15 protein-coding genes are annotated in these 21,357 nt (G+C 39.5%); 11 read left to right on the forward strand and 4 right to left on the reverse strand.

Translation table 11 applies throughout. The features are described 5' to 3' along the window. Positions 1–207: 207 nt before the first annotated feature. Genes MHN81_RS19385 through MHN81_RS19400 form a run of 4 tightly spaced genes read left to right on the forward strand, consistent with a single transcriptional unit; the run spans position 208 to position 7,402 of the window. Positions 208–1,509: a P-loop NTPase fold protein gene (locus MHN81_RS19385; RefSeq protein ID WP_239426463.1), complete on the forward strand. Its 1,302-nt coding sequence runs from the start codon at positions 208–210 to the stop codon at positions 1,507–1,509. Beyond that, complete coding sequence (locus tag MHN81_RS19390; RefSeq protein WP_023397504.1) at positions 1,510–4,350, forward strand: HAMP domain-containing sensor histidine kinase; 2,841 nt, start codon at positions 1,510–1,512, stop codon at positions 4,348–4,350. Between the two features lie 18 nt (positions 4,351–4,368). Then, a complete protein-coding gene (locus MHN81_RS19395) occupies positions 4,369–4,848 on the forward strand; it encodes a response regulator (protein WP_023397503.1) in 480 nt (159 codons plus the stop codon). Next, on the forward strand, positions 4,841–7,402 hold the full coding sequence (locus MHN81_RS19400; protein WP_239426464.1) for a hypothetical protein: 2,562 nt from the start codon (positions 4,841–4,843) through the stop codon (positions 7,400–7,402). The genes MHN81_RS19395 and MHN81_RS19400 overlap by 8 nt, the downstream gene beginning before the upstream one ends. Positions 7,403–7,499: 97 nt before the next feature. On the opposite strand, the gene MHN81_RS19405 is transcribed toward MHN81_RS19400, so the two are convergent. Beyond that, positions 7,500–9,659, reverse strand: coding sequence for an alkaline phosphatase family protein (locus tag MHN81_RS19405; protein WP_239426465.1), 2,160 nt, complete (start codon positions 9,657–9,659; stop codon positions 7,500–7,502). 360 nt (positions 9,660–10,019) lie between these two features. Here MHN81_RS19405 and MHN81_RS19410 point away from each other — a divergent pair, with 360 nt between their 5' ends. Together MHN81_RS19410 and MHN81_RS19415 are read left to right on the forward strand one after the other, a co-directional pair. Continuing rightward, positions 10,020–10,343 carry a hypothetical protein gene (locus tag MHN81_RS19410; protein ID WP_239426466.1) on the forward strand — a complete coding sequence of 108 codons (324 nt, stop codon included), beginning with the start codon at positions 10,020–10,022 and terminating at the stop codon, positions 10,341–10,343. A 506-nt stretch (positions 10,344–10,849) separates the two neighbouring features. Further along, the gene (locus tag MHN81_RS19415; protein WP_239426467.1) at positions 10,850–11,686 is read left to right on the forward strand and encodes a hypothetical protein; all 837 of its coding nucleotides are present in this window, start codon (positions 10,850–10,852) and stop codon (positions 11,684–11,686) included. Positions 11,687–11,790: 104 nt separating this feature from the next. Here MHN81_RS19415 and MHN81_RS19420 read toward each other — a convergent pair whose 3' ends face one another. Continuing rightward, the gene (locus MHN81_RS19420) at positions 11,791–12,480 is read right to left on the reverse strand and encodes a hypothetical protein (protein WP_239426468.1); all 690 of its coding nucleotides are present in this window, start codon (positions 12,478–12,480) and stop codon (positions 11,791–11,793) included. 295 nt (positions 12,481–12,775) lie between these two features. Here MHN81_RS19420 and MHN81_RS19425 point away from each other — a divergent pair, with 295 nt between their 5' ends. Continuing rightward, a complete protein-coding gene (locus MHN81_RS19425; protein ID WP_239426469.1) occupies positions 12,776–13,714 on the forward strand; it encodes a hypothetical protein in 939 nt (312 codons plus the stop codon). A 570-nt stretch (positions 13,715–14,284) separates the two neighbouring features. On the opposite strand, the gene MHN81_RS19430 is transcribed toward MHN81_RS19425, so the two are convergent. After that, entirely contained in the window at positions 14,285–14,518 is a 234-nt protein-coding gene (locus MHN81_RS19430; RefSeq protein WP_239426470.1) for a hypothetical protein, read from the reverse strand. A gap of 507 nt (positions 14,519–15,025) precedes the next feature. Here MHN81_RS19430 and MHN81_RS19435 point away from each other — a divergent pair. Then, positions 15,026–15,202 carry a hypothetical protein gene (locus MHN81_RS19435; RefSeq protein ID WP_023397494.1) on the forward strand — a complete coding sequence of 59 codons (177 nt, stop codon included), beginning with the start codon at positions 15,026–15,028 and terminating at the stop codon, positions 15,200–15,202. A 274-nt stretch (positions 15,203–15,476) separates the two neighbouring features. Here MHN81_RS19435 and MHN81_RS19440 read toward each other — a convergent pair whose 3' ends face one another. After that, entirely contained in the window at positions 15,477–16,667 is a 1,191-nt protein-coding gene (locus MHN81_RS19440) for a hypothetical protein (protein WP_239426471.1), read from the reverse strand. 401 nt (positions 16,668–17,068) lie between these two features. On the opposite strand from MHN81_RS19440, the gene MHN81_RS19445 reads away from it, so the two are divergent. From MHN81_RS19445 to MHN81_RS19455, 3 genes are all read left to right on the forward strand, one after another. Then, on the forward strand, positions 17,069–17,272 hold the full coding sequence (locus tag MHN81_RS19445) for a hypothetical protein (protein ID WP_023397492.1): 204 nt from the start codon (positions 17,069–17,071) through the stop codon (positions 17,270–17,272). Positions 17,273–17,570: 298 nt separating this feature from the next. Then, positions 17,571–18,746, forward strand: coding sequence for a hypothetical protein (locus tag MHN81_RS19450; protein WP_239426472.1), 1,176 nt, complete (start codon positions 17,571–17,573; stop codon positions 18,744–18,746). A gap of 163 nt (positions 18,747–18,909) precedes the next feature. Then, positions 18,910–21,333: a hypothetical protein gene (locus MHN81_RS19455; protein ID WP_239426473.1), complete on the forward strand. Its 2,424-nt coding sequence runs from the start codon at positions 18,910–18,912 to the stop codon at positions 21,331–21,333. The last annotated feature ends 24 nt before the right edge of the window (positions 21,334–21,357 follow it).

The following is a 21,357-nucleotide window of genomic DNA, read 5'->3' on the forward strand; positions in this document are numbered from 1 at the left end:
TTGGAGTAGATTATTTTAAACCCCACAAATCAAAAACGTCCCAGAATAAAAGCAAGCTTCGATGAGATCAACCCTCCACTATTTACGTTGAGTCATCCAAACTGTATTTTTGGCCACTCTGTTGATTGTTAAATAGAAAATAAACTTGAAAAAAAAATGTTATTTTAGGAGTATGAGCTTTACATTGAATTCACCCTTGGTAATGAGATGAAAGGATTTCTTAGTGATACCCCAGTTTCAAGTTTAGAAAATTGGCCTGAATTGCAAGGCTTCGCAAATTACCTTGCAGAAAATCTGAACAAACTCGATGACTTTGAGCAAAGTCATCAAAACACAGAACTCATCAACACAGCGCCCATCTTGCTTAGTGGTGACTGGGGATCAGGTAAAACCAGTTTATTAATGTGCTTAAAAAAAGAGCTCAATGACAAAAATGTTGTTTGGCTTGACGCTTGGCGTTATGAAGCAGAAAGCAGCTTAATGACCGCACTGCTGCACTGTATTTGGAACAGCCAGCCAGAAAAGAATAAAGTGAATCAGCAAGCCTTAGATGCATTTATGGCTGTACTTAAAACCGCTGCATCTTTGGGTGTCAGAGGGATGCTTGGTGCCATCGGAATTAAAGGTAACCTGACTGATATTCAAAAAGACTTCGACACAATTAGCCAAGTTAAAACACAGCCTCCTTCGAAAACTCAGACAGATTTACTCACCGAGCAATTTGAAGAGTTAATTAATACCCTTTGGAAAGATAATAAGCCAATTATCATCATTGATGATTTGGACAGGTGTTCACCGCAAAGCGCTGTTGAATTACTAGATCAAATACGGCTATTGGTAAGCAGTCATACACATACAGGGTGTCGCTTTGTAGTCGCAATGGACAAGGTCACCTTGCAACAAGCTATCAGAAGCAAATTTTCATCGCTTTCAAGCTATGATAGCCAAAGGTACTTAGAGAAACTCTTTCCGATCATGCTGCAAATTCCGCGATTCTCTTTGGCTACACATAATACATTGTATCAAGAGCTATTGAGCCAAGGTGGATATCAAGATGATCAAGATAACCCTGATAGCGGACTGCGATTTGATGAAAAGTGGAAAGACGTTTTTTCAACGCCTTGTTTTGCAAATTTAAGGCTAATAAAACGCTGTTTAAACACCTATCAATGGCTTATGTCTAATGAGCCGGAAAGCCACACCCCCTCCTTTGACACGGCACTTCTTATGGAATGGCTTGCCGCCATCAACCGCTGGCCGACTCTCAGGGACTATTTACATGCCAAGTCTAACGTTTTTTGGGAGCAAGTGGAAAACGCTCTACAACACGATAGTGTCCGCTCAGAAAATCAAGACGCAACAGTAGATGAACTATTAGAACAGCCCTATATTCGAGAGTTTTTTAACGAAAGCCCAACCAAAGGCGGCGCCAGATACGAATACAGGCTTCAGACTCGAATTCAAGACTATAAAGTTCTCGATGAATTTATCAGTAGTAAGGGTATTTAAATGCTAGAGGATAATAGACATGACGTCTGGGCCTTGCTCAGTCCAGATAAACTAGAAGACACATTAAGCCAACTCACTGATAACCTATGCTACAAGCTTGGCGCTGATTATTGGCGTATTTTTGGCATTGATTTTTCAAACAAAAATGGGCCCTACGTCAAACTCAAATGCGCAGCGAAAGAAAAGCAAGATACACAAGCAACTAGGCGCTACCTGTGCGATGAGCAAGAACCTCATTTAACCGCTCGTTTGGTCGAGCACCAAAAGTGGGTCATTGCCGAGCGCGCTAAGCACAGTGATAGCTGGCGTTGTACAACCGGCGACCTCGCAACTAGACCCGTAAAAACTTCGGGGTATGGCGACCCTGAATCAATTCCTACCACACGTATTGAGTGTGGCGAGTTAAACAATAAAGATAAATGCAGACTATTTTGGCCTCTTCATAACTTAGAGCAAAAGTTAATTGGCTTTATCTGCTTTTACATTGGTGAAGACAATGCTAAAGACAGGTTCTTGCTCTGTGATATAGCCAAATATCAAAGTGATTTTGCGCACATCAATATTGCCTACGAACATTCTCGGGCACTCAAACGCAAAGATGTTGCAGAAAATGCATATAAGGACCTCATTGGCTTACCAAGAGTAAAAAAAACATTCTTTGAAACGCTCTCATTACTACTAGAGCATATTGGTGAATTCATCCAAGCATACTCTCTTAACCTAATGGAGTACGACGCCGACAAAAAGCGTTTGTACACTATAAGCCATTGGAGCTGCGACGGCTCAACACAACAACAGATCTCAGATATTTATATTGATTCAATCGAACAGGAAGAGATACAAAACCTCCTGATTGAAGACTTGGGTATATCTCAAACTAAGCAATCTGAATTACTACTTCGTGCCTGTTTTAAAATGTGGGAGCCCGAAAAACGTAACGATGTCAGCAAATACATCAAAAACAGTTCACTCTGGTTAGCTGTGTTTGATAAAGCCTATCAACCTCACTTTAATGCATTACACAGATGGCGAGGCTCTGCTGCAAGGGAAAAATCTGAGACCTTTATACAAGCATCGGGTAAGCGATTTTATGAGTACTTCAAAGATTACCAAAGTTATTGTGTACAAAAGTTCAGCAGCGAGTTACATGATTTTGCACAAAACCAAGAACAAGACCTCGAATCTTTGCACTCAAGAACCCTAGATCAACTCTGCAAGTATACTGGTGCAGAAGCGGCACTGCTCTATGAACCGGTTAAATCAGGCAAAGTAACACAAGCGCGCTGTCAAAGTGGAAATGACATACATAACTTAATCGATTTTGGTGTTGCGCAAGGATCTACATCAGCTTATTTAATCAATAAATGTGAAGCCTGCCTTATCCCAAAAACAGACGAAGATGCTGGTCGTAGTCTTGATAAAAGCAAATTAGATAGCCTGAGCCATGAGTTGGGCTGGAAGCAAATTCGTTCTTGGCTATATCATCCCCTATTTTTTGAACCAAAGATCAAGTCTACTCAAAGTGATGTTGCTCTGATTGGCATGATAAAACTTCTTACTCAAACCAGAGTTATTGGATTATTTCAACAGCAGCTAGCAGACAAGCTGCTGGCCGCCACAGCTATTCAATGGTGTGAATTTCAGCAGCATCATTTGTTTGCAAAGTTGCCTGAGGTTATGGACGAGTTAATGCAGCTCTCTGGGCAGGACCTCAATTACAGTCTTATAAAACGAACAAAACACTTGGTCGATACCTATATCCGACGAGACTGTCACGTAGAGCTTATGGTGAATAATGAAATGGGCCAGCTAATATTGTCAGGCTCTTCCAAACAGACCCAGCAAATGACATCTGCCGATTACATTAAAACAGTTAAATACTTGGAACGTATATTCCCCAGCGACAATAATTATTTTCTTATTAAGCCTAAAAAGAATGCTTTTCAAAGAGCAAATGGCAAATTAATCGCACTGGGTATGCACAGTATGGTCACCCGTATCGCTATCCATGGTAGTCAGCTTGTTCACGGCTTTTTAGTTGTTACATCACACAATCGCGCTTTCACACAATGGGAAGCGGAGCAAGTATACCGAATAGTCAGAGAGCTATCGCAGGTGATTTACCACGAGGCAATGCGAATTCAATGGCGATCCGATATGGGGGTTTTTCGCCATGCTATTTTGGCCCCTTCGCAGGGGTTGGTGTCCAGAGCAAAAGGCTTTGCGCATTTGATCCTCAAGCATACACCCGATGACAAAGCCGTTAAAAAACAGCTTAGGTTATTAAAAAGAGACGAGTTTCTAGTAAAAAGTTGGCAAGAGTTTCAACGTGTGCTGATGGATCAACAGATAGAGCTCGATAGAAAAGAAACAGATCTCAGAGAGTGTTTTGAGCGCTGGATAGACAGATACCGAGACTGGGCGACGGACAAAGGCGCTGAGATTGAATTTGAATATACTGCACCAGATCAGTTCACTTTTGATGAACTAAGCTTGGACATTGCCATTGGCAATTTACTGGATAACGCAGTTAAGTACACCCTTGCAAACCATAATATTTTTGTTAGGGTCACGACGATTAAATATAAGTTAATTATAGAGATAAGTAACGTAAGTCATGCATTAAGCGACTACCAGTTGAAGCAAGTTATGCGTTTTGGCGAGCGTGATAACATGCACAGAAACATCAGCGGGCAAGGTATAGGTTTGCCATTGGCTACATCGCTTATCAACGCTCACCCTGACGGTCAACTCACCCTAAAAAGCACACCATTGAGAAGCGATAACAATAAGGCGGTAGTAACTGCCCAAGCCACTTTTTTACATTATTGGCGCGGATAACAATTTAAGGAGAATACGATGCGACTATTGTGGATTGATGATGAAAAGGACAATTTTTTCTTCGAAACCATGTTGCTAGAAGAAGAAGGTTTTACTCTTGATTGGGCAACGACCATACCCGAAGCTGCTAAGTTGCTCAATCAACATTATTACGATGGTATTTTACTTGATCAGCAAATCAAGGATATCAGCCAGCCCATTGATTCTGACTTAGTGGTTTGGATGGGGACTTTATTTATTTGCTGGCTAAAAAACCGACGAGTACATTTGGATCAGCAACTGCTGGAGCTGCTAGAAAAGCTCAAAACTTGTCCTGTACCAAAAGAGTCCAATACAACTACACCCATACTTATTATCTCAGGTTTTTACGACAGTGACGTTCAAAAAACAATTAATCAGCTTTGTGACGGGAGAATCAAACGCACAACCAAACCCCTTGAAGAAGCTGAGCTATTAAATTTCACACGTAGCCTAGAAATTGGTAAACACCATGACTGAGCAGATGATTAAAACGTACGATTTAAAAGCAAAGTTGACTCACGCATTAAACAACAATTTTTTGCAAAATTACGAAAAATCTGATCTTGAGTTGCAACTAGCGAAAGTGCTATGTTCGGTAATATCTGGACAGATCATAAGTACAACCGTCGCTTTCTCAATGCCAGGACTCCGTAACAAGATTAATTCGTTTATAAGCGGAAAAGCAAAACAGCTCTACCCCAATGAATACCATTTGGAAACAATCAAAGGCGACTTCTTTGATTATTTCAAAAAGTCATACAAACAAGCCAATAGCGCATCTGAGGATGACGCTTCTACGCATATGCTAGAGGGCGGTCAGTCAATTTATTTTAAATGGTATGTTACTAAGTCTATCGTTGACAGCAACCTATCTGTACTTAATTGCTTGCTTACTTCTGATCCCAGCGACCAATCACCACGATTGACCGCCTGTTTACAGCTACAAATTTATGATGAAAATAACGCTGCTGAAATAGCCAACAACTTAAAAGATAAGTTAAATACAGATATCGAGATTACCAATCTGCTTTGGCGAGCTTATAAAGCTCGAAAGTGGCCCGAAATCGCACCCGCAATACGCACTTATACGCTTTCGAAATACAACTCATCTGTACCTTGGCCTATAACAAAATTTGAAAGCCTCAACAAAAAGCTTAAAGTTTGGGCTGGTATGGACTTCCCAATAGAGTATTGGGCGGACATTAGTATTCCTATTTTATTAACCGTTTGGCGGCAGCTTTTACTGGAACGCTTTTTTACCAAAGGCGCTGATATTTGCTTAAAAGAGCACCGCGATACTCTGAAACAAACAGTCGACCTTATCAACTCTATCAGCACAGAAGAACACGACGAACAAAAGCTCAAACGATATAAAAATCTAGTTGCTTTATTTGCTGTATTTTTTGCTAACCATGAAGAGAAAAATACAGACCAGGATGAAGGCAAGAAGATTGAGTCCAAACTGAAAAATGCAGACAAACATATAAAGCCCCTAGCCATGTGGCTGCAAGTGCGACTTGGAAAAAATGATGTACCTAGCACTCCAGCGCTTTTAACAACGACCTATGACGGGTTAAATATCTACTTAAAACATTTAGGACTGCTTCAAGCGCGCGAAAAAACGCCTTTAAAGCGGGGTTACCTAATGCTGTGGCTAGTTTTTCAGGTGCTAGAAAAAATAAAAGATAAAAAGGATTATCAGTTCATAGAACCCGAAAAATGTGCTTTGGCCTTTGTGATTACTGAGTCTGCTAGAACCATATTTTCTGACGGTTACAGATTTAGAAGCTTCCCAGTTGACCTAGCTATGAGTATGTTAAGACTGATAAAGATGCACTGCCGTGAAAACTTAGAATTATATTTACCCATTTCTTTGTTTAGAACACTTGAAAATAGCTTACACACCAGCCAATCGTCGGAGACACTCAACTTTGCGTTGCAGCATTGCCAACACATTATTGACGTATACATGTTCGGTCAATATATGCTCTCTAACAAAGGGAAAATTGCTGATAATCTTCAAAAAACATTCGCGATCTCGGCCCTTTTTCATGATCTGGGAATGCTCGAAAATGGCGACAACAGCACTGAAATGAACTGGCAAAAAGTCCACGATGAGTTTGCTCAAATAGGATTAATAGAATCAAGGGAGCTTGAATCCCTCTCCCACTTTGAAACGCTACCATTACAAAAACAAGGTATTTCGAGCGCCTATATATTGATTGAACATGTGCACGACCACAATCAAATCCAATCTGATGAGCGTAAAAAGCTCGTGATTAGAGATCTGATCAAGCCGGCTGCTAGGGCAATTTTATTTCATAATATGAGTTACCTGCCTGACCGTTATACCAGAGATTCTGAAAAAACAGCCATGATGCTGTTACTTTGTGATTTGGTATTACCATGGCACCCATCTTCTACATTAATTGAGAACCCCAAAGCGATTCAAGCCGAAGGTCTGCTTTGCCATTTTCACAGTACCGCCAATACCTTAAATGGCGATTTGGCAACTGAGTACCAATATAAAAATACTCATTGGATCAAATTGACCGCAACAGAAAACTTACCAACGCTACTGCAAGTACTTCGCCTGATCCAATCCGGGGGGAAACTACATTTAGAAAATATAACTGATAACTATAAAAATAGTCCCCAACTGTTATTTAAAGTGCCAAATAGAAAACAGTTACTGCACTCTATGCAAATGCTCAGTGACAGCTTTTACCATCAAATGAACGTCAATATCAGAGACTGGATAGGTCAACAAAAGTCATTTTGGTCAGAGTTAAACACCAGCCCGAGCGGTGAAGCCACAAGTAACCATAACAGCGAAAAAAACGCTGAAGAGCGCCTAAGTCCCTCTGGGTCTTTAAATAAAATGATCCAAGAAGGGCAAATTCATGAAAGTGAGTTGTCTCAGTTAATTTGGATTGAAACTGGCACCGCGCCACTTGGTTACTTTGATGTGATGGCATATGCAGCACTACCTGAAGTAAAGGCGTTTTTAAAACGTTATCGGCCTTTTTAATCTCTAAGCCATAAATCAAAAGCCCCAATGTGTATTCACGGGGCTTTTTAATTCAACAAAAAGCAATAAAACTGTATGATGCCAATCGGTTGTAATGTTAATCAATCAATTGAATTCTCACCGCATCACCACGTGGGTGGCAATCCCATTTAGCATTTCGCTCACCACCAGACAGCGTTGCATCCCACTCAAGACCGCACTCGCGACCGTACGCAATGGCTGAAATCTTGGTGCCATTTTCATTGGGCTGTAGTGTCACTGTGAGATAGTCTCCTCGTGTTCCTTCGTCAAACTTTGCATTTCGCTCATTCGATACGCTATCTGCATCCCACTCTAGTGCGCCTTTACCACCTTGAGCAACTAAATAGCCTGACACTTTCTTCACCGTCCCTGATGTTGTGACTTTATTTACTTGCAATGTCAACGGATCAGCTCGCCCAGCGCAATCCCACTTCGCGTTGCGCTCGCGGCTTTTTAATGTTGCATCCCACTCTAGGCCACAAGTTTGTCCGTTTGCAACCGCTGTGATAATGACTTGATAATTTTGACCTTCTATTACTTCAGAGTTCGAATTTAAGTAACGCGTCGGCTCATTGTTCAAGATTTTGTTGATTTCTGTACCACTGCCTCCATTATACAAAGCACGCACCTCATCCAGCGTCAGCGCACGGCCCCAAACTGCAAAGTCATCCAAATCAGCTTTCAAATTATATTTGTATGAACCTGTACCATCTTGCCCGATATTCCAATCAAGAGAAGAGCTAATGTCACCGACATCTTCAATGCTGCCTGAAATGATATTTAATTGCCCAGTAGGGCTCCCTGCGTACAAGGTTGCACTGCCATCACGGTCAAACGTGGCTACCAATAACCACCAGCCATTAAAGGTATAGTCAATGGGATCAATATCTTTCCTATCAGCTGACGTGGAAGCAATATTTATCCCAACATCATCACCATTCCCTTCGTTGGCAAGTAGCAATGTGCCCCGGTTACTGCCACTATTCCAATTTTTATTACCTACGATCACAGGATCACCTTGCTGATCTCCACTAACCCGATACCAGGTCATCAAGGTAAAATCGCGAGCAGATGCAAAATCCATTTCAGCGGGGTTGCCTAAAGACAAGTATTCTTGCGAGCCATTAATGGCTACAAACTGGCCGAACTTGCCACCAGAATTAATTTCTGGGTTGCCGCCGCCTACTTTTGCGTGAACATGATTCCCTGATTTATCCTCATAGTTACCATCAAACGGTAAATATGTGATTAAGTCAGTCTCAATGTTCTCAGGTGCTTGTGCTTGCACACTGTGACCCCTAACCACGCCATCCATATTGCTTGGCACTGACAGACCATGATGCGCAAGCACAGTTGGAGCGGCATCATAGTTTTTCGGTATTCCGCTCAGATAGCCTTGCTTTGCGGTTTTTGATGCCACTAAAAATGGGATTGTGTAATTGTCTGCCGCATGAATACCGTGGGAAGATCCTCGGCCACCGTGATCTGAAGTCATAACAATCTGCCAATCTTCTTCTGCAAAATTTGGACGAGCTTTTATAGCATCCAACAAAATCCCTATTTGACGATCAACATCTGCAATCTCGTCCACATAACCTGTATCTGATGCTGTAAAACAACACGCGTGCCCTGCACCATCTACATCGTCCAAAAATAGAAAAATGGAATCTGGTCGAGTGCCTTTTGACCAATTGTTCGATTCATACGTGCCGTTAATTATTTTCAATGCATTATTGATGTTACCAGCATCATTAGAGTCAATTTTTAGATCCGCTTCGTTTGCTATTTGCATGTCTGTAGACCACGTAACCAAATAAGCAGTATTCAGACTCGTATTGTGGCGTTCTAACAGGCTTTGATAATGTGGATATTGTGAATATCTGCCAGTATGGACGTCGGAATTGCCAGTAACACCACTTTTTTTGGCCGTCACGCCAGTCATGATCCCAACGTGGTTAGGACCACTATTTGGCGCCGCGTCTTTCATGGTTTGCGCATAAAAAGCGAAAGCCCCTTGATAGCCTTCAGCCCAAGTACCAGAAATTAACTTATCTAGGTTTGGTGTACTCGTGTTTTCTATACCATCACCCCTGAGTCCATCAATGGCTATTAGTAATGAGTGAGAACTCGCCAACACCTGTCCACTGAGCATGGCTCCAAATAACCCTAAACATAAATTTGCTACGGTTTTCTTGGCGCCTATCACGCCCTTACCGCATGTGTCTTTTGTCGTCATTGTAAATTTCCTTTCTAATAAAGACCCAAACTGGTCTAGTCCAGAATTTACGTGAAATGTATTGCAAAATCGTTATTTGGAAATGACAGTGAGATGAATTAGTAAAACGCACGGTTTGGTTGCTCGCCTTATACTTTCAAGAGCGTTTTTATGAAATTTGTAAAGTTCAAGCTCGTAAAAGGCAATAGGTCAATAAAAAGCTCTAGAGTTTGTCATTTTAAGCCTTCGATACTTGTATTTAAGTTGCCGTTACATGGTTAAAAAAGTAGTAATACGAATATCCGCATATTTTTATTTATTTTACATGACTACTACAGAAATATCCCTATAATCAGGACAAACTTATAAGTAAGGAATAAAATGAAAAAGTTACTTTTACCGCTATTACTAGCGTCAGGCTTTAGCTACGCGGGTATGAGCACTCCAGGTACAACCACGTCTGCTGTGCCAGTAAACCTTCATATTGTAAACAGCAACGGTGATACATATGTACAATTACCAGCAACTGGGTGCTCTACCTCTGTATATTATTTAAGCCCATCACATAAGAAATATGATGCAATATTTTCAGTGCTACTTACTGCACAAACCACAGGAAAAAAGGTCAGAGCAAAATTTGATAAATGTGTAAATAGCACAAGCAACCCATTTGGTAATATAGTAGGTGTTTACCTTAATGATTAACCATTAAGGTTGAATTAACACCTATCAAGTTATGACTTCTATATTCTAATCTTTATTGGAATTTAGAAGTCATAACTTGTTCAACATTGCTACTACTTGGGTTAAGTGACATCAACATCAAAGTATAACTTTGACTCCCAACGTAGAACATATGATTTAAGCTCCACTTTTTTGTGAAAATTAGATATCCCACCGATAGACTAGGTTTTACTTATTCCCTTTCCAAGCTAAAAATTTTAATCAAGTAAATGAGCCATACAAAAAGTACTTTTTTAGTTTAGCCACTCTCAAACTACGCGAAATTGAGAGCACCACAAGGGATGCTATTTAACCATAATATTTGCTCCTAAAACATCCTTAAAGCAATCGATTAAATTATGATTTATTCGCAATGCACTTTATAAAAAAATAAAAATTTAAAGTAAAAGCAACTTAAAAGCCTTTTTCTCAGGCTGAGTTTGCTCATATAATTAAGCCTGTAACAAGGATAATTTTATGGAGTTAATATGTTGAAAAATAAAAAAACAAAGCTTTTTTTGAGTACACTGGTGCTCGTGACTTGCTTTGCATCTGCACAAAATAGTGAGTTGCTCTTAAAGCAAGACAGTATCAGGGATAGTGTCCTGACTCAGGACAGATTGACAGCATTTACACCTGAATTCCGTGGCTCGCACTTTATCGCTACAGACAGCCATGGCAGTATTATTTCAGGAAACCAGGTTCACCATACTCAGCCTCAAATTAACGCTGCAGACAGTACCAAATATATTACTTTTGATGTGATCAATGAGGCCGGCATAAAAGCTACCTATTATGGTACTCCGTCACTAGACTTCAATGGTTGGTATGGGCATTGGGTCGATGCTACTGAACAAAGTGGTGACTTTGAACTAACCATAGGTGATGGAACTGTTCCCAACCGTGCCTGCCAGTTAGCTGATGAAAAGGTCAATATCAGTTCTTTTGAAGTTGCAACTACCAGCCATGGTAATATAAGTAACCTCAATGATGGTGTTGTAGTTTATAGCTACAGCCATGTTTGGTTCTCCAAAGAAAAGCAAGAGTCTATTTACGTTACATTGCCACAGGCAGAAGCTGTATCTAAAATAGCATTGGCGCAAGGTTATAATTCTGCCACAACTTGGGTCACTACTAGCTGGAAGCTCTATGGCAGTAACGATAAGCAGGTTTGGGCACCTATTGGCTCTGGAGATAAGCCAGATTTCCCAGCCATGTCGGAATATTGCCTCGAGTCAAAGGCACATTACCAGTTTTATCGCCTCGATGTATCAAATGACCTAGGCAATTATCTTAGTTTAGGCGAACTAGAGCTTTATAAGTAACAAGCTGTATTCGTGCTGAGTCAAGTGCGATTGGCTCAGCTTATAACCCGCTAATTTGCTTTGTGTAATCACAATTTAGGTTTACTGGTCCAAGTCAACACACCTTAATTGTCTTCGTTGATAACGTCCCAAAACTCAGTGTTTTTTAAGAGAGCAAGTGCGTCCTCTCCCCCGATATCAACAGCTAACCGCGTAAGCCTTCTTACCTCTTCAAGGTTGCCCGTTTCTACAAACTCAAAGCGAGCCAGCTGTACAATGCCTTCCACATTTTTTAATTCTATTGCGTGCCTTAACTCCCCTACAACAACGTCATAGCCTTCTTTAGATAGCTTTAACTCATCTTTTTGTGGCATATACTGATTGACCAAATTTATTCCGTGGTAAACATGTGCAATCTTGTAGCCGAGCAAAGCTGAACTATAAAGCCATTTATTGGCCAAATTGACATTTTTCTCCATATAACTGCCCTGAGTCAAAATCATACCTACATTGAACTGAGCAATTTCGTTATTTGCTTTCGCCGCATCGACAAGGTGATGAACGGCTTCTTCCATATGTGGTAACAACGTTTTTGGATAAACATTGAATACAACATATGCCATATTTTTGGAAGGAATATGTCCTAACTCAGCCCCTTTGAGGAACAGGTTGTAAGCTTTTTTTGGCGAGAAGTCTTTACTTCCTTTCTTCTTATAATACTGATCTGCGATTTTATAATATTCTTCCGCAAGATCTTTTTCCTGTGCATTGATAGATGTTGTCACTATTAAAATCAATAAAATTATAAACTTCATTACTTATTCCTAAATCAAACTAGGCTAATTCATTCTTTGGTTTATCTATGTAATACACAAATGAATTGCGTTTTCCATACCATTAGATTAAGAAAGCATTAACTCCGCCACTTTACCAAAAAGATTTTAAGTTTTTTTTGATGAGAAGTCTTTGTTTAGCGCCCATCAATGAAAGTTGGTTGGCTAATAACAAACAAAGTTTACATATACCTCACATTGACTCACTTCCTCCGAATGTTACGATAACATCCGACTGATTAATGGATAACCAATTACAAACAGGAATTTTAAAACAATGCTTAAAATGATTTTTATAATAACGGCTGGCTCAACATTGGCTTTTACCAGCTACGCGTCAGATATCCCATTTAAAAATGGTGGCTTTGACTCACCTTTTGACAAGGTAAGATCACCAAGCGTGCAACATAGTCCTTGGAAAGTACAAGATTATGAAACAGGATACAATCCAAACACAATATACAACTATGGTGGTCTTGTAACACGAGAGTATGATGCAAATACCAATAACTGGTACGCAAAGATCTATAGTCATCACGCTGAAGAATCAAAGTGCAAAAGTTACGGTATTAATTGCCATAGAGCGGAATTGTTCTATTCCCCAGATAGATATGATACTCACCCAGATTACCTTAATATTGACGGGCAACGCACCCAAATTACATTTCGCTTTAAAGTAGACAAAATTTGGAACAAAGGATGCCGAGTAAAAGCACCGAACTCGCCGTCAATTTGCTATTCAACTCTTATGCAGTATGGTCCGCCATCAAACGCCGCTTACCCTGTTGCACCTATGATGAGCTTTGTTATTGCTAGATATCCACAAGCAAATGAACGACCTGCAATATCACTACAGCACAAAGTGCATTGCGCTAAGCCAAGTAATAAAACCCATTACTCAGGAATCTGCGACAACAAAGGAAACAGTATCGCCTCTTGGTCTGCTGATACCATTATTCCTATTGAAGTCGGGCGTTGGTACGTTGCGTATTCACATGTACTTTGGAGTGAGCAAAACGGTGAGTTTTCGGCGGCAATAAAGCCTGAAGGTGGTACTTGGACACACTTCTCTAAAGATGGCCAATTATTTCATCATTTGCCTACTCGCGCAGCAAACGGCAAACACAACTTCAAAGCTGGTATTTATGGCCACGGTATAGACACTTCTGACGAAGAGTTAGTAATGTCATTCGATGACTTTAGATTTCTAAATTAACGAAATTTAAAGTGCCTGTATGCTCACAGGAAATCGTGTTTAAGCTTCTATATTTTTAGTAAGAGCAAAGAAGAGACGATTAAAATTGAGCAACCTATAAGAAGTTAGGCGTTATTCTCAACCTAACTTCTTAGTATTACCAGCCATTACCCACCAATACGTAAAACAACAAGTATCACATTATTCCGTTTGCTAATTGAAAAGCTCGATCATGATAAAGGGCCAAAAACCCATCAAAAAACTACGGTACAAAACCAACAGGGTATTTTCAATCTTGTCTGTTTAGGCAAAACGTTGATTAGGGAACTGAATTACAGTTATACCCTGATATATGTCCGAGCAAAGTGTTACCGCACGTGATTAGTCATCGGAACATGACTTGAGGATTTAACTTTGAGGCAGTAAAAACTGCCCCGATGTAGCTACTTACCTTGACATAACATGAGTATTTACATGTACCTTCGTTAAATATATCGGTATTACTTGCTGGGGCCTGAGCAAGACTGCGTATCATATTACAATTTTTGTTGATACAGCACAGCTCACAAACAGGTCTAGTTGTAACTAGGTCTAGTTGTAATTACGACTGACCACAGTGCAAGTATAAAGCCAAGGAGCTGCTTCACTCACGTTTTTACAACTATGCACCCACCAAGAATTTGGATTAGCTGTTCGCGCTCGGTTTGCTGCATCAGCAGAATCTTTAGCATACCCTATCCAGGTAGAAGTCCCGGCAAAAACATTGGCTGAAAATAAGACAACAAGGCTAGTTAGCATTACTTTTGATAAAACGGCTCTTTCCATGGCTATTCCTTTATTTAATTTATTGGACTCAAATTAGTCGCCCTTACTGAACAAAAAACACCCACACATTGAGTAAAACTTAATCATAACAACAAAAAACAATAAGTCCAATGTTTTTACTTATTATTAAAATTGACGTTTCAACCATCCTAAAATTAAAAATAAATCCTATTAAATCAATAGATAAAGATAAAAAGGTATAGAAGTTACTCCAATAACTCTCTATACAACAAAGCAAAACATATTCTTAGCCCAAATTTGTGTGGGTGATAAGGTAGCCCCTCAAAATTAGTGTCAATGCACCTAACTGAAGGTATTAATTTCGAAAAATGGAAGTAGGTATTTTCCTCGATGTATTTTTACTTACCAAACAAAGTTAAAGATTGACGTAACGCCAAACACAATACAATAATTGTATATTGTATTCAATATTTGACAATGTAACCTCTATCAGTTTATGGTTATCAGGTACTGACAGTACATCGGATTAAATTAAGGATAAAAATAATGAAACTAAAAATAAGCAGTAAAAAGCTCAAATCGCTGTCTGAAAAACACGTGTTACAAGGCAACAATACGCCGGCAGTTGCTGGAGGTGGAACCTGGACATGCCATAGCCACATAGGCCCTCCGGGTGCACCACAACAAACCTGTAACCCAAGCGGATTCGGCCGATTTTGCTGATCTGAAAACGGCGTTAGTTGAGTGAATCAAAATTACGAAATTGATATGGGAATGAAATGGCAGCAAAAGCGGCAAGCCTGCCCAGTTCACCGCCACAATTATTACATTTTGTATTCATCTAACTGACTAAATAACGTTCTAACTCCCATATATATGGGATGTTAAGAGGAAACAAATTAACCTGAGTGTTATTGTTTCCTTTTTACCGCATACAGCTTGAGATTGCCCAGCTTATGCTTTGCTCAATATTTTAATGGCACTTTCCTTGTACATACTACTCTATTGCTGGAGCTGATTTATTCTCAGTTATCTTTGATAGCAGTTCAAAAAATGCTTCGAATTGTTGCCCTGTATAGCTAGGCAACTCATCATTACCTAAAAAGCCGTTATGTTTGTTAAATACATCATCCGCAGATAAAACCCATACGCCTTGGTCAAAATTGTCACTGCAATTAGGTAGTTTGGGTCCATTCTTTGGTCTACCTGCAATAGCCCATTTATGGTTATTTATTGTTATCAAACACCTTTCTGGATAAAATTGCTTTTTTTCGTTTCGACTGAATCCACACTGTGTATGGTCGAAGCTCTCGGGGTTTTCACCATTTGATTTCGCTTTCAAGCAAGATGGGCATTTGTCGTTGTTGTTTTGGCATGCATTTAAATCATGCGTGATTGCCCAAGAATCTCCGACAGATTCATCGCCCGGGTGAATTAAATCATAACCAAATGTAATTGGAATATCAGACTCGGATTGCACGACAATTGTTCTAGGAAAGTTATTGATTTTTTTAACGTCATACATGAGCACTTCTTTCATGTCTTCGTCAGTTAATGCAGGGTTTATTAATAAAAAGAAGGTATTATTATTTGGCTCTTTAATGCGTTCTTTATTTGCAAAATATACTAGCCTTCCCCCCATACTATGCCCGATACCTATAATATTACGAATTTTTCCTTCTTTTTGGTAGCTGGTTAGCATATCAAAAAATTTGTTGGCTCCATTTTTGCCAATATGAGCGGCAACCGAATTTCTATTCCAGAGGGTGTAAAAGTCCAATGCCTCGAAGTCGGTCTTATCTGTGAAAATAACATCAGAGCTATCTCCACGCCACGCTAAATAAATACCTGTGTACTGAGGAGTTCGTGCATTTAACCGGTTAATAAACGTGCGAAATGTATCAAGATTTTTGTCGTTAGGCTCCGCATTGTGATGCCAACCGTGCGCAAAAACAATGACATTTTCTCGTATTTGACTTGATTCGATACCTTTATGGAATGTTTCAAGATATCTACATGGTTTTGACCCACCAAAACACTGTTTATGTACACCCCCTTTGTCATTAAACTCAATAATATATAAGTTATCTTTGGGGTTTTCCCCGCTATATTGAGCCTCATCAGGCACATTTGTACAGCCTGATATAAAAAAAAGGGCTAGTGTAATAGCAAGAAGCCTACAAATCATTTTTCATTCCTTTAAAGTATTGTTGTTGAGTTGGTTCAAAATAATAGTCTCAAAATGAAGCCCACACCAACTAGGTTTGTCAATTTGACTCGAATGATTTTCGATAATACAAACACACAGATCAGCAGTCTCATATATAACTCTTTATGCTGGAGGTTTTCTCGAATTTTCACTTATGGGGAGTAGGCATACGTAACTGTCCACTTCCTTTAACATTCATTAAAGCATTTGCGGTAGGAAGCCTCCGAGATGGTCTCTTAAGACATTCCCAGATTGAAATAGTTGTCTTCTATTTTTGGTTATTAAATACTAAAGCAGGCCAAATTGTTAAGTAAAGATGCACAAAAGATTAAATCTGTGTATGCTCATAAATAGGAGTTATCTAAAACGGAGACAAATTTATGAACTTAACCACACTTTTGACATCACCTGTTTTATTCAGCTCAGCGAGTAGTGCCGCGCCTGTGTTATTCGATACTGATGGTAGCGCTGGGCAAGTGGCCTTTTTTATAGCCTCTGTTATTAAGACTCAATCGAGTTCTGACAAAAGTCTACGTATTTTCACACCGCATTATACTGACATAGTGCTAGGCCAGTCGGATTAAGTATATGACAAGGTAGATAACTTGTTTGTCGACGATAAGCATTGCAAGTTTTTTATGATGACATCGACTATAGCGGCTTTAATTCATAACTATGAGCTAAATGCATTTTGTTCACCATCGTCGTACTAAGGTAATTTACCTAGCACAGTCAAAAATAGAAATCGCCAAAGCGTACAAAGTGATGTAATTAGCTTTAGCTAAGGCATTTTCTTTTTAGATTGAAACGAATTAAAGCAAAGTCGCTCTTTTGGCTTTGCTTAATTTTAAATTGTATATGATAAATAAGGAAATAAAGAATATGAAAAAAATACTGTTGCAACTTTGTTTGTTGCTGGTGATTTCATCAAACTCTTCGGCGAAAGAAAACTCAATGATCTGGTATGTAGGTCACATGGACGGATCAGGAAACAAAGTGCCAATGTTGACATCTTCTCATTTAAATCGTTTAAGTAATGTAACGGAGTTTATAATCTCTCCAACATATAGCGAGAAAAATATTAGCTATGCCTCATATCGATTTAATCAAGGCGCTTACTATAGTTATGGTCAATATATATTAGATATTGAAAATACATTAGTCACTATCAATAATAACAACCCAAACACAAAAGTATGGATATCTACACCTCCAATCATACAGAAAAATTGCCAAGTCTGTTTAATTGACAAGCTGCATTATTATCCATCCAAGACCTCTGATGTAAACGCCTTTTTAGTAGATCTAAAATTAGCAATAGAGAATAAGCTGGGCACCAGTTTTTGGGAAAACAATGTAAGTGGAATTTATTTGTATGATGAAGGGTTAAAGGCAGCCCATGTGAATAGCAAAATGACCAATTACGTCAAAGCATTAGCCCGTTATGTTGACACTACTTACAATCAAAAAAAATTGATGTGGGCACCATATTACAACTTAGAAAATGGTAGCTCACAAGCTCGTATCATCAGCAGCTGGTTAAGCACTAACGCATTTGACAGAATCGATATACAACCAAATGTGATTTTTAGGTCAAATATCATTCACAATTCCAAAGCGACAACGTGTAATTCAGCCATTAAACTAGATGAGCAGTTTTGTGAACCTGACAAGACAGCTTTGTCTACTATTAAAAGTTGGGTAGCTTCACAAAGTGTGAATGGTGTGCGCAATCCTCGAGTTGAGATTGGAGTTGTAATGGAGTTAGAAAACACTTTTGATAGTCGAGTATACAGTAGTTTACCCAAGTTTGATCCAGGTAAGACATTGGAAAAAACTCAGCGTTATTACGCCAATTACGTAAAAACTTTTCAACAATTTGTAGGTAATAAAAACTTCACTTTCTATGCAGGAACGGCTTCATGGCTAAACTTTACTCCGGCACTATCAAATTGCATCAATGATTTTTATGATGGTGTTAACGAAAATGGTTTGTCAATTACTTGGTCTGATAATCAAGTTTTCGAAGCTCCCGCATGCACCCGACACTACTATTAGCAATAGCATGAGTCATCAGTAATTTAAGTAGGATCTATTTATAAAAATAGATTCTACTTAGTGACCACCCATTAAAAATTGCTAAAGCTATTCCAGAAATTTCGACAAAGCTCAAATATTAGCACTTCAAATAACAACTAAAATTATACAAGGAAATTAGTTTATGTACTTTAAACCATTTGGTTTGATGCTCATCTTATTGTCGGTGTTTTCAGCGAGCGCTGCACCCACTGCAAGCCCGCGCATCAACGGCCCGACTGACGCAGCCATAAATAAGACTTATACAATTAATTGGTCGTCAGTTAGCAATAGCCTAACTTATACATTGAAAGAGTGTAAGGGGAGTAGTTGTAATACAACAAAAAATTTATCAAGTACATCTATTACTTTGCGTCATGCATATACTGGCACTCGCGAGTACTCCGTAAAGGCATGTGATGCATCTGGATGTGGCGCATATGGTAATACCCATCGCGTCAACGTATACGGACCTCCCTGGCAACGCGTTTCTGTCTCGGTTCCTTCGAGCTCCCCAATTAATCATCGCTACACTGTATCATGGCCTACAGTGAACAATGCAACTAGCTATACGCTACGCGAATGTAAAGGCAATAACTGCAATGAAACAAGATATATAACACAGACGCAGTTTAGTATCAGCCATCAATATACCGGCTCTCGGACCTATATGGTCAAAGCCTGTAATGACGCTGGGTGTGCGAGCTATGGGGCAAGTTCGAGTATAAATATTTACGGGCCGCCAACAAGGGAAAGTAATACCCGAGGGCCTGCAAGTGTTCACGTAAATCAGCCTTATGACATTTCATGGGACAGTGTGTCAGGTGCAACGAGTTATACCTTACTCGAATGTAAAGGAGCTAGTTGCAACGAGACACGCAATATAAACAACACTATATATCGTAATATTCGTCACCAATACACTGGCACCAGAAGCTATCAGGTTAAAGCCTGTAATCTTGCCGGTTGCACAGGATACGGCAATCGAGCTTATGTCAATGTCACTGCTCCACCACCGCCTTTGCCTACTAAGCCACAATTTGACGCTACAATGACGTCAGGTATTACTCTCCATCATCCATTTACGCTCAAATGGCATGGGGCTTCCAATGCGAAAATATACGTCATAGCGAGGTGTATTGACGATACCTGCATTGAGCATTTTGCCACAGTCTCTGCACCTACCATACACTTCGATTCAACGTTGAGTGATACCGCTGCAAATACACTGTCTTTTAAAATAAAAGCCTGTAACGACAGTGGATGCAGCGCAAATAACTCAAAAACACTTTCAATTAATACAACAAATAAGATTAAGTCGACCTTATTGTACGTAGGAAACAGTAATACAGTTACAAACAATCAAGATATTGTCGGGCCTTTGATAGATTGGTCAAATAATCAAGATAACCGTCATATTATCAACAGATTGGGAGCTGCGGGTGTCAATAGACTTATTGTTACACCAAGCTCCCATGACAAAAATAAGTATGACAATGATAAATACTACTCTTTCAATACTTTTCACACGTCAACGGTAAACTATGATGCTCACCGAGTAATTTGTAAACCTAAACCTGATGAAACGCAATTTCCTGCCCTATCCGCGAATTTCAGTTCATTTCAAGCAGATCTCAATAAAATCATTGAACTGATAAAATCCTCTGACTACAAAGATAAAATGAAAATATGGGTCTCAACACCTCCGGTTATCGGTTCATCTGGGTTTTACCCCACACAACAGCAGGTTACTGATTGGGTTAACTGGTTGAAACAGCATTACCTCGGCCAAAATAACAATCACAAACAATACGTTGATGGCATATATATGTATGATGAAAACTACTTTGTTTGTGACGATAGAAGTAACCCGGGTCTGAATTATTTAAGTCACTTGAGACGTGTATTAGATACCGATCCTGAGCTGCAAGGCCTGAGCTTTGTTTGGGCTCCGCATCGTGGCGCGATATATAAGAATGGAGAGTTTGGTGGCAGTAAACGGACACACAGCAATGCATTGGAGCTTTTGACACAGGGTAGCACTCCACATCAAGATTGGGAGAAAGCCCACTCTATTTTTAAGCAGTTTAAAGCTCCGATTTTCGATTACGTATTTTTGCAACCGAATGTATTCAAACGTGGTTGGGAAAATAACGAATCAGTTACCGGAGATAATTGGTTGCAAAAACATAAACCGCAATGGGATTTAATATTGAATAGCGTCAAGAATTGGGTAAGTACCCAAACGATTTACCAGCATGAAATCAGTGGCTCCCGAGTTGGATTGGTTATGGAAGCTGACCGATATATCTGTCAAATCGTTGAGAAGCCTGAATACTTAGACCCAAGCAAAAAATACTATGAAAAAGAAAATATGTACAAATATAACGCCTATTTGGAGGCTTTTAGTCACCTGTCTGATCAAACAAGTCATGCATCTGTGCCATTAATGTTTTATTTTGACGCCAAACATACTCAGACAGAAAAACAAGCATACAGTTATCAAGGCCTACTTGGACTTGTCACGTCATTTTATAAAGGACAATCTTCTAACTTAGCATGCGATTAATCACTTCCTGACAAGCGCTAACTA

Origin of the sequence: Pseudoalteromonas sp. Of7M-16 (assembly GCF_022347805.1) — a bacterium.
In the GTDB taxonomy this organism is placed as follows: domain Bacteria; phylum Pseudomonadota; class Gammaproteobacteria; order Enterobacterales; family Alteromonadaceae; genus Pseudoalteromonas; species Pseudoalteromonas luteoviolacea_F.

Excerpts from the sequence above, each read along its gene's own strand:
- MHN81_RS19455 (WP_239426473.1), top strand. The coding sequence starts at position 18,910 with ATGTACTTTAAACCATTTGGTTTGATGCTCATCTTATTGTCGGTGTTT.
- MHN81_RS19400 (WP_239426464.1), top strand. The coding sequence starts at position 4,841 with ATGACTGAGCAGATGATTAAAACGTACGATTTAAAAGCAAAGTTGACT.
- MHN81_RS19385 (WP_239426463.1), top strand. The coding sequence starts at position 208 with ATGAAAGGATTTCTTAGTGATACCCCAGTTTCAAGTTTAGAAAATTGG.
- MHN81_RS19450 (WP_239426472.1), top strand. The coding sequence starts at position 17,571 with ATGAAAAAAATACTGTTGCAACTTTGTTTGTTGCTGGTGATTTCATCA.
- MHN81_RS19430 (WP_239426470.1), bottom strand. The coding sequence starts at position 14,518 with ATGGAAAGAGCCGTTTTATCAAAAGTAATGCTAACTAGCCTTGTTGTC.
- MHN81_RS19425 (WP_239426469.1), top strand. The coding sequence starts at position 12,776 with ATGCTTAAAATGATTTTTATAATAACGGCTGGCTCAACATTGGCTTTT.
- MHN81_RS19440 (WP_239426471.1), bottom strand. The coding sequence starts at position 16,667 with ATGATTTGTAGGCTTCTTGCTATTACACTAGCCCTTTTTTTTATATCA.
- MHN81_RS19420 (WP_239426468.1), bottom strand. The coding sequence starts at position 12,480 with ATGAAGTTTATAATTTTATTGATTTTAATAGTGACAACATCTATCAAT.
- MHN81_RS19410 (WP_239426466.1), top strand. The coding sequence starts at position 10,020 with ATGAAAAAGTTACTTTTACCGCTATTACTAGCGTCAGGCTTTAGCTAC.
- MHN81_RS19390 (WP_023397504.1), top strand. The coding sequence starts at position 1,510 with ATGCTAGAGGATAATAGACATGACGTCTGGGCCTTGCTCAGTCCAGAT.
- MHN81_RS19415 (WP_239426467.1), top strand. The coding sequence starts at position 10,850 with ATGTTGAAAAATAAAAAAACAAAGCTTTTTTTGAGTACACTGGTGCTC.
- MHN81_RS19445 (WP_023397492.1), top strand. The coding sequence starts at position 17,069 with ATGAACTTAACCACACTTTTGACATCACCTGTTTTATTCAGCTCAGCG.
- MHN81_RS19395 (WP_023397503.1), top strand. The coding sequence starts at position 4,369 with ATGCGACTATTGTGGATTGATGATGAAAAGGACAATTTTTTCTTCGAA.
- MHN81_RS19435 (WP_023397494.1), top strand. The coding sequence starts at position 15,026 with ATGAAACTAAAAATAAGCAGTAAAAAGCTCAAATCGCTGTCTGAAAAA.
- MHN81_RS19405 (WP_239426465.1), bottom strand. The coding sequence starts at position 9,659 with ATGACGACAAAAGACACATGCGGTAAGGGCGTGATAGGCGCCAAGAAA.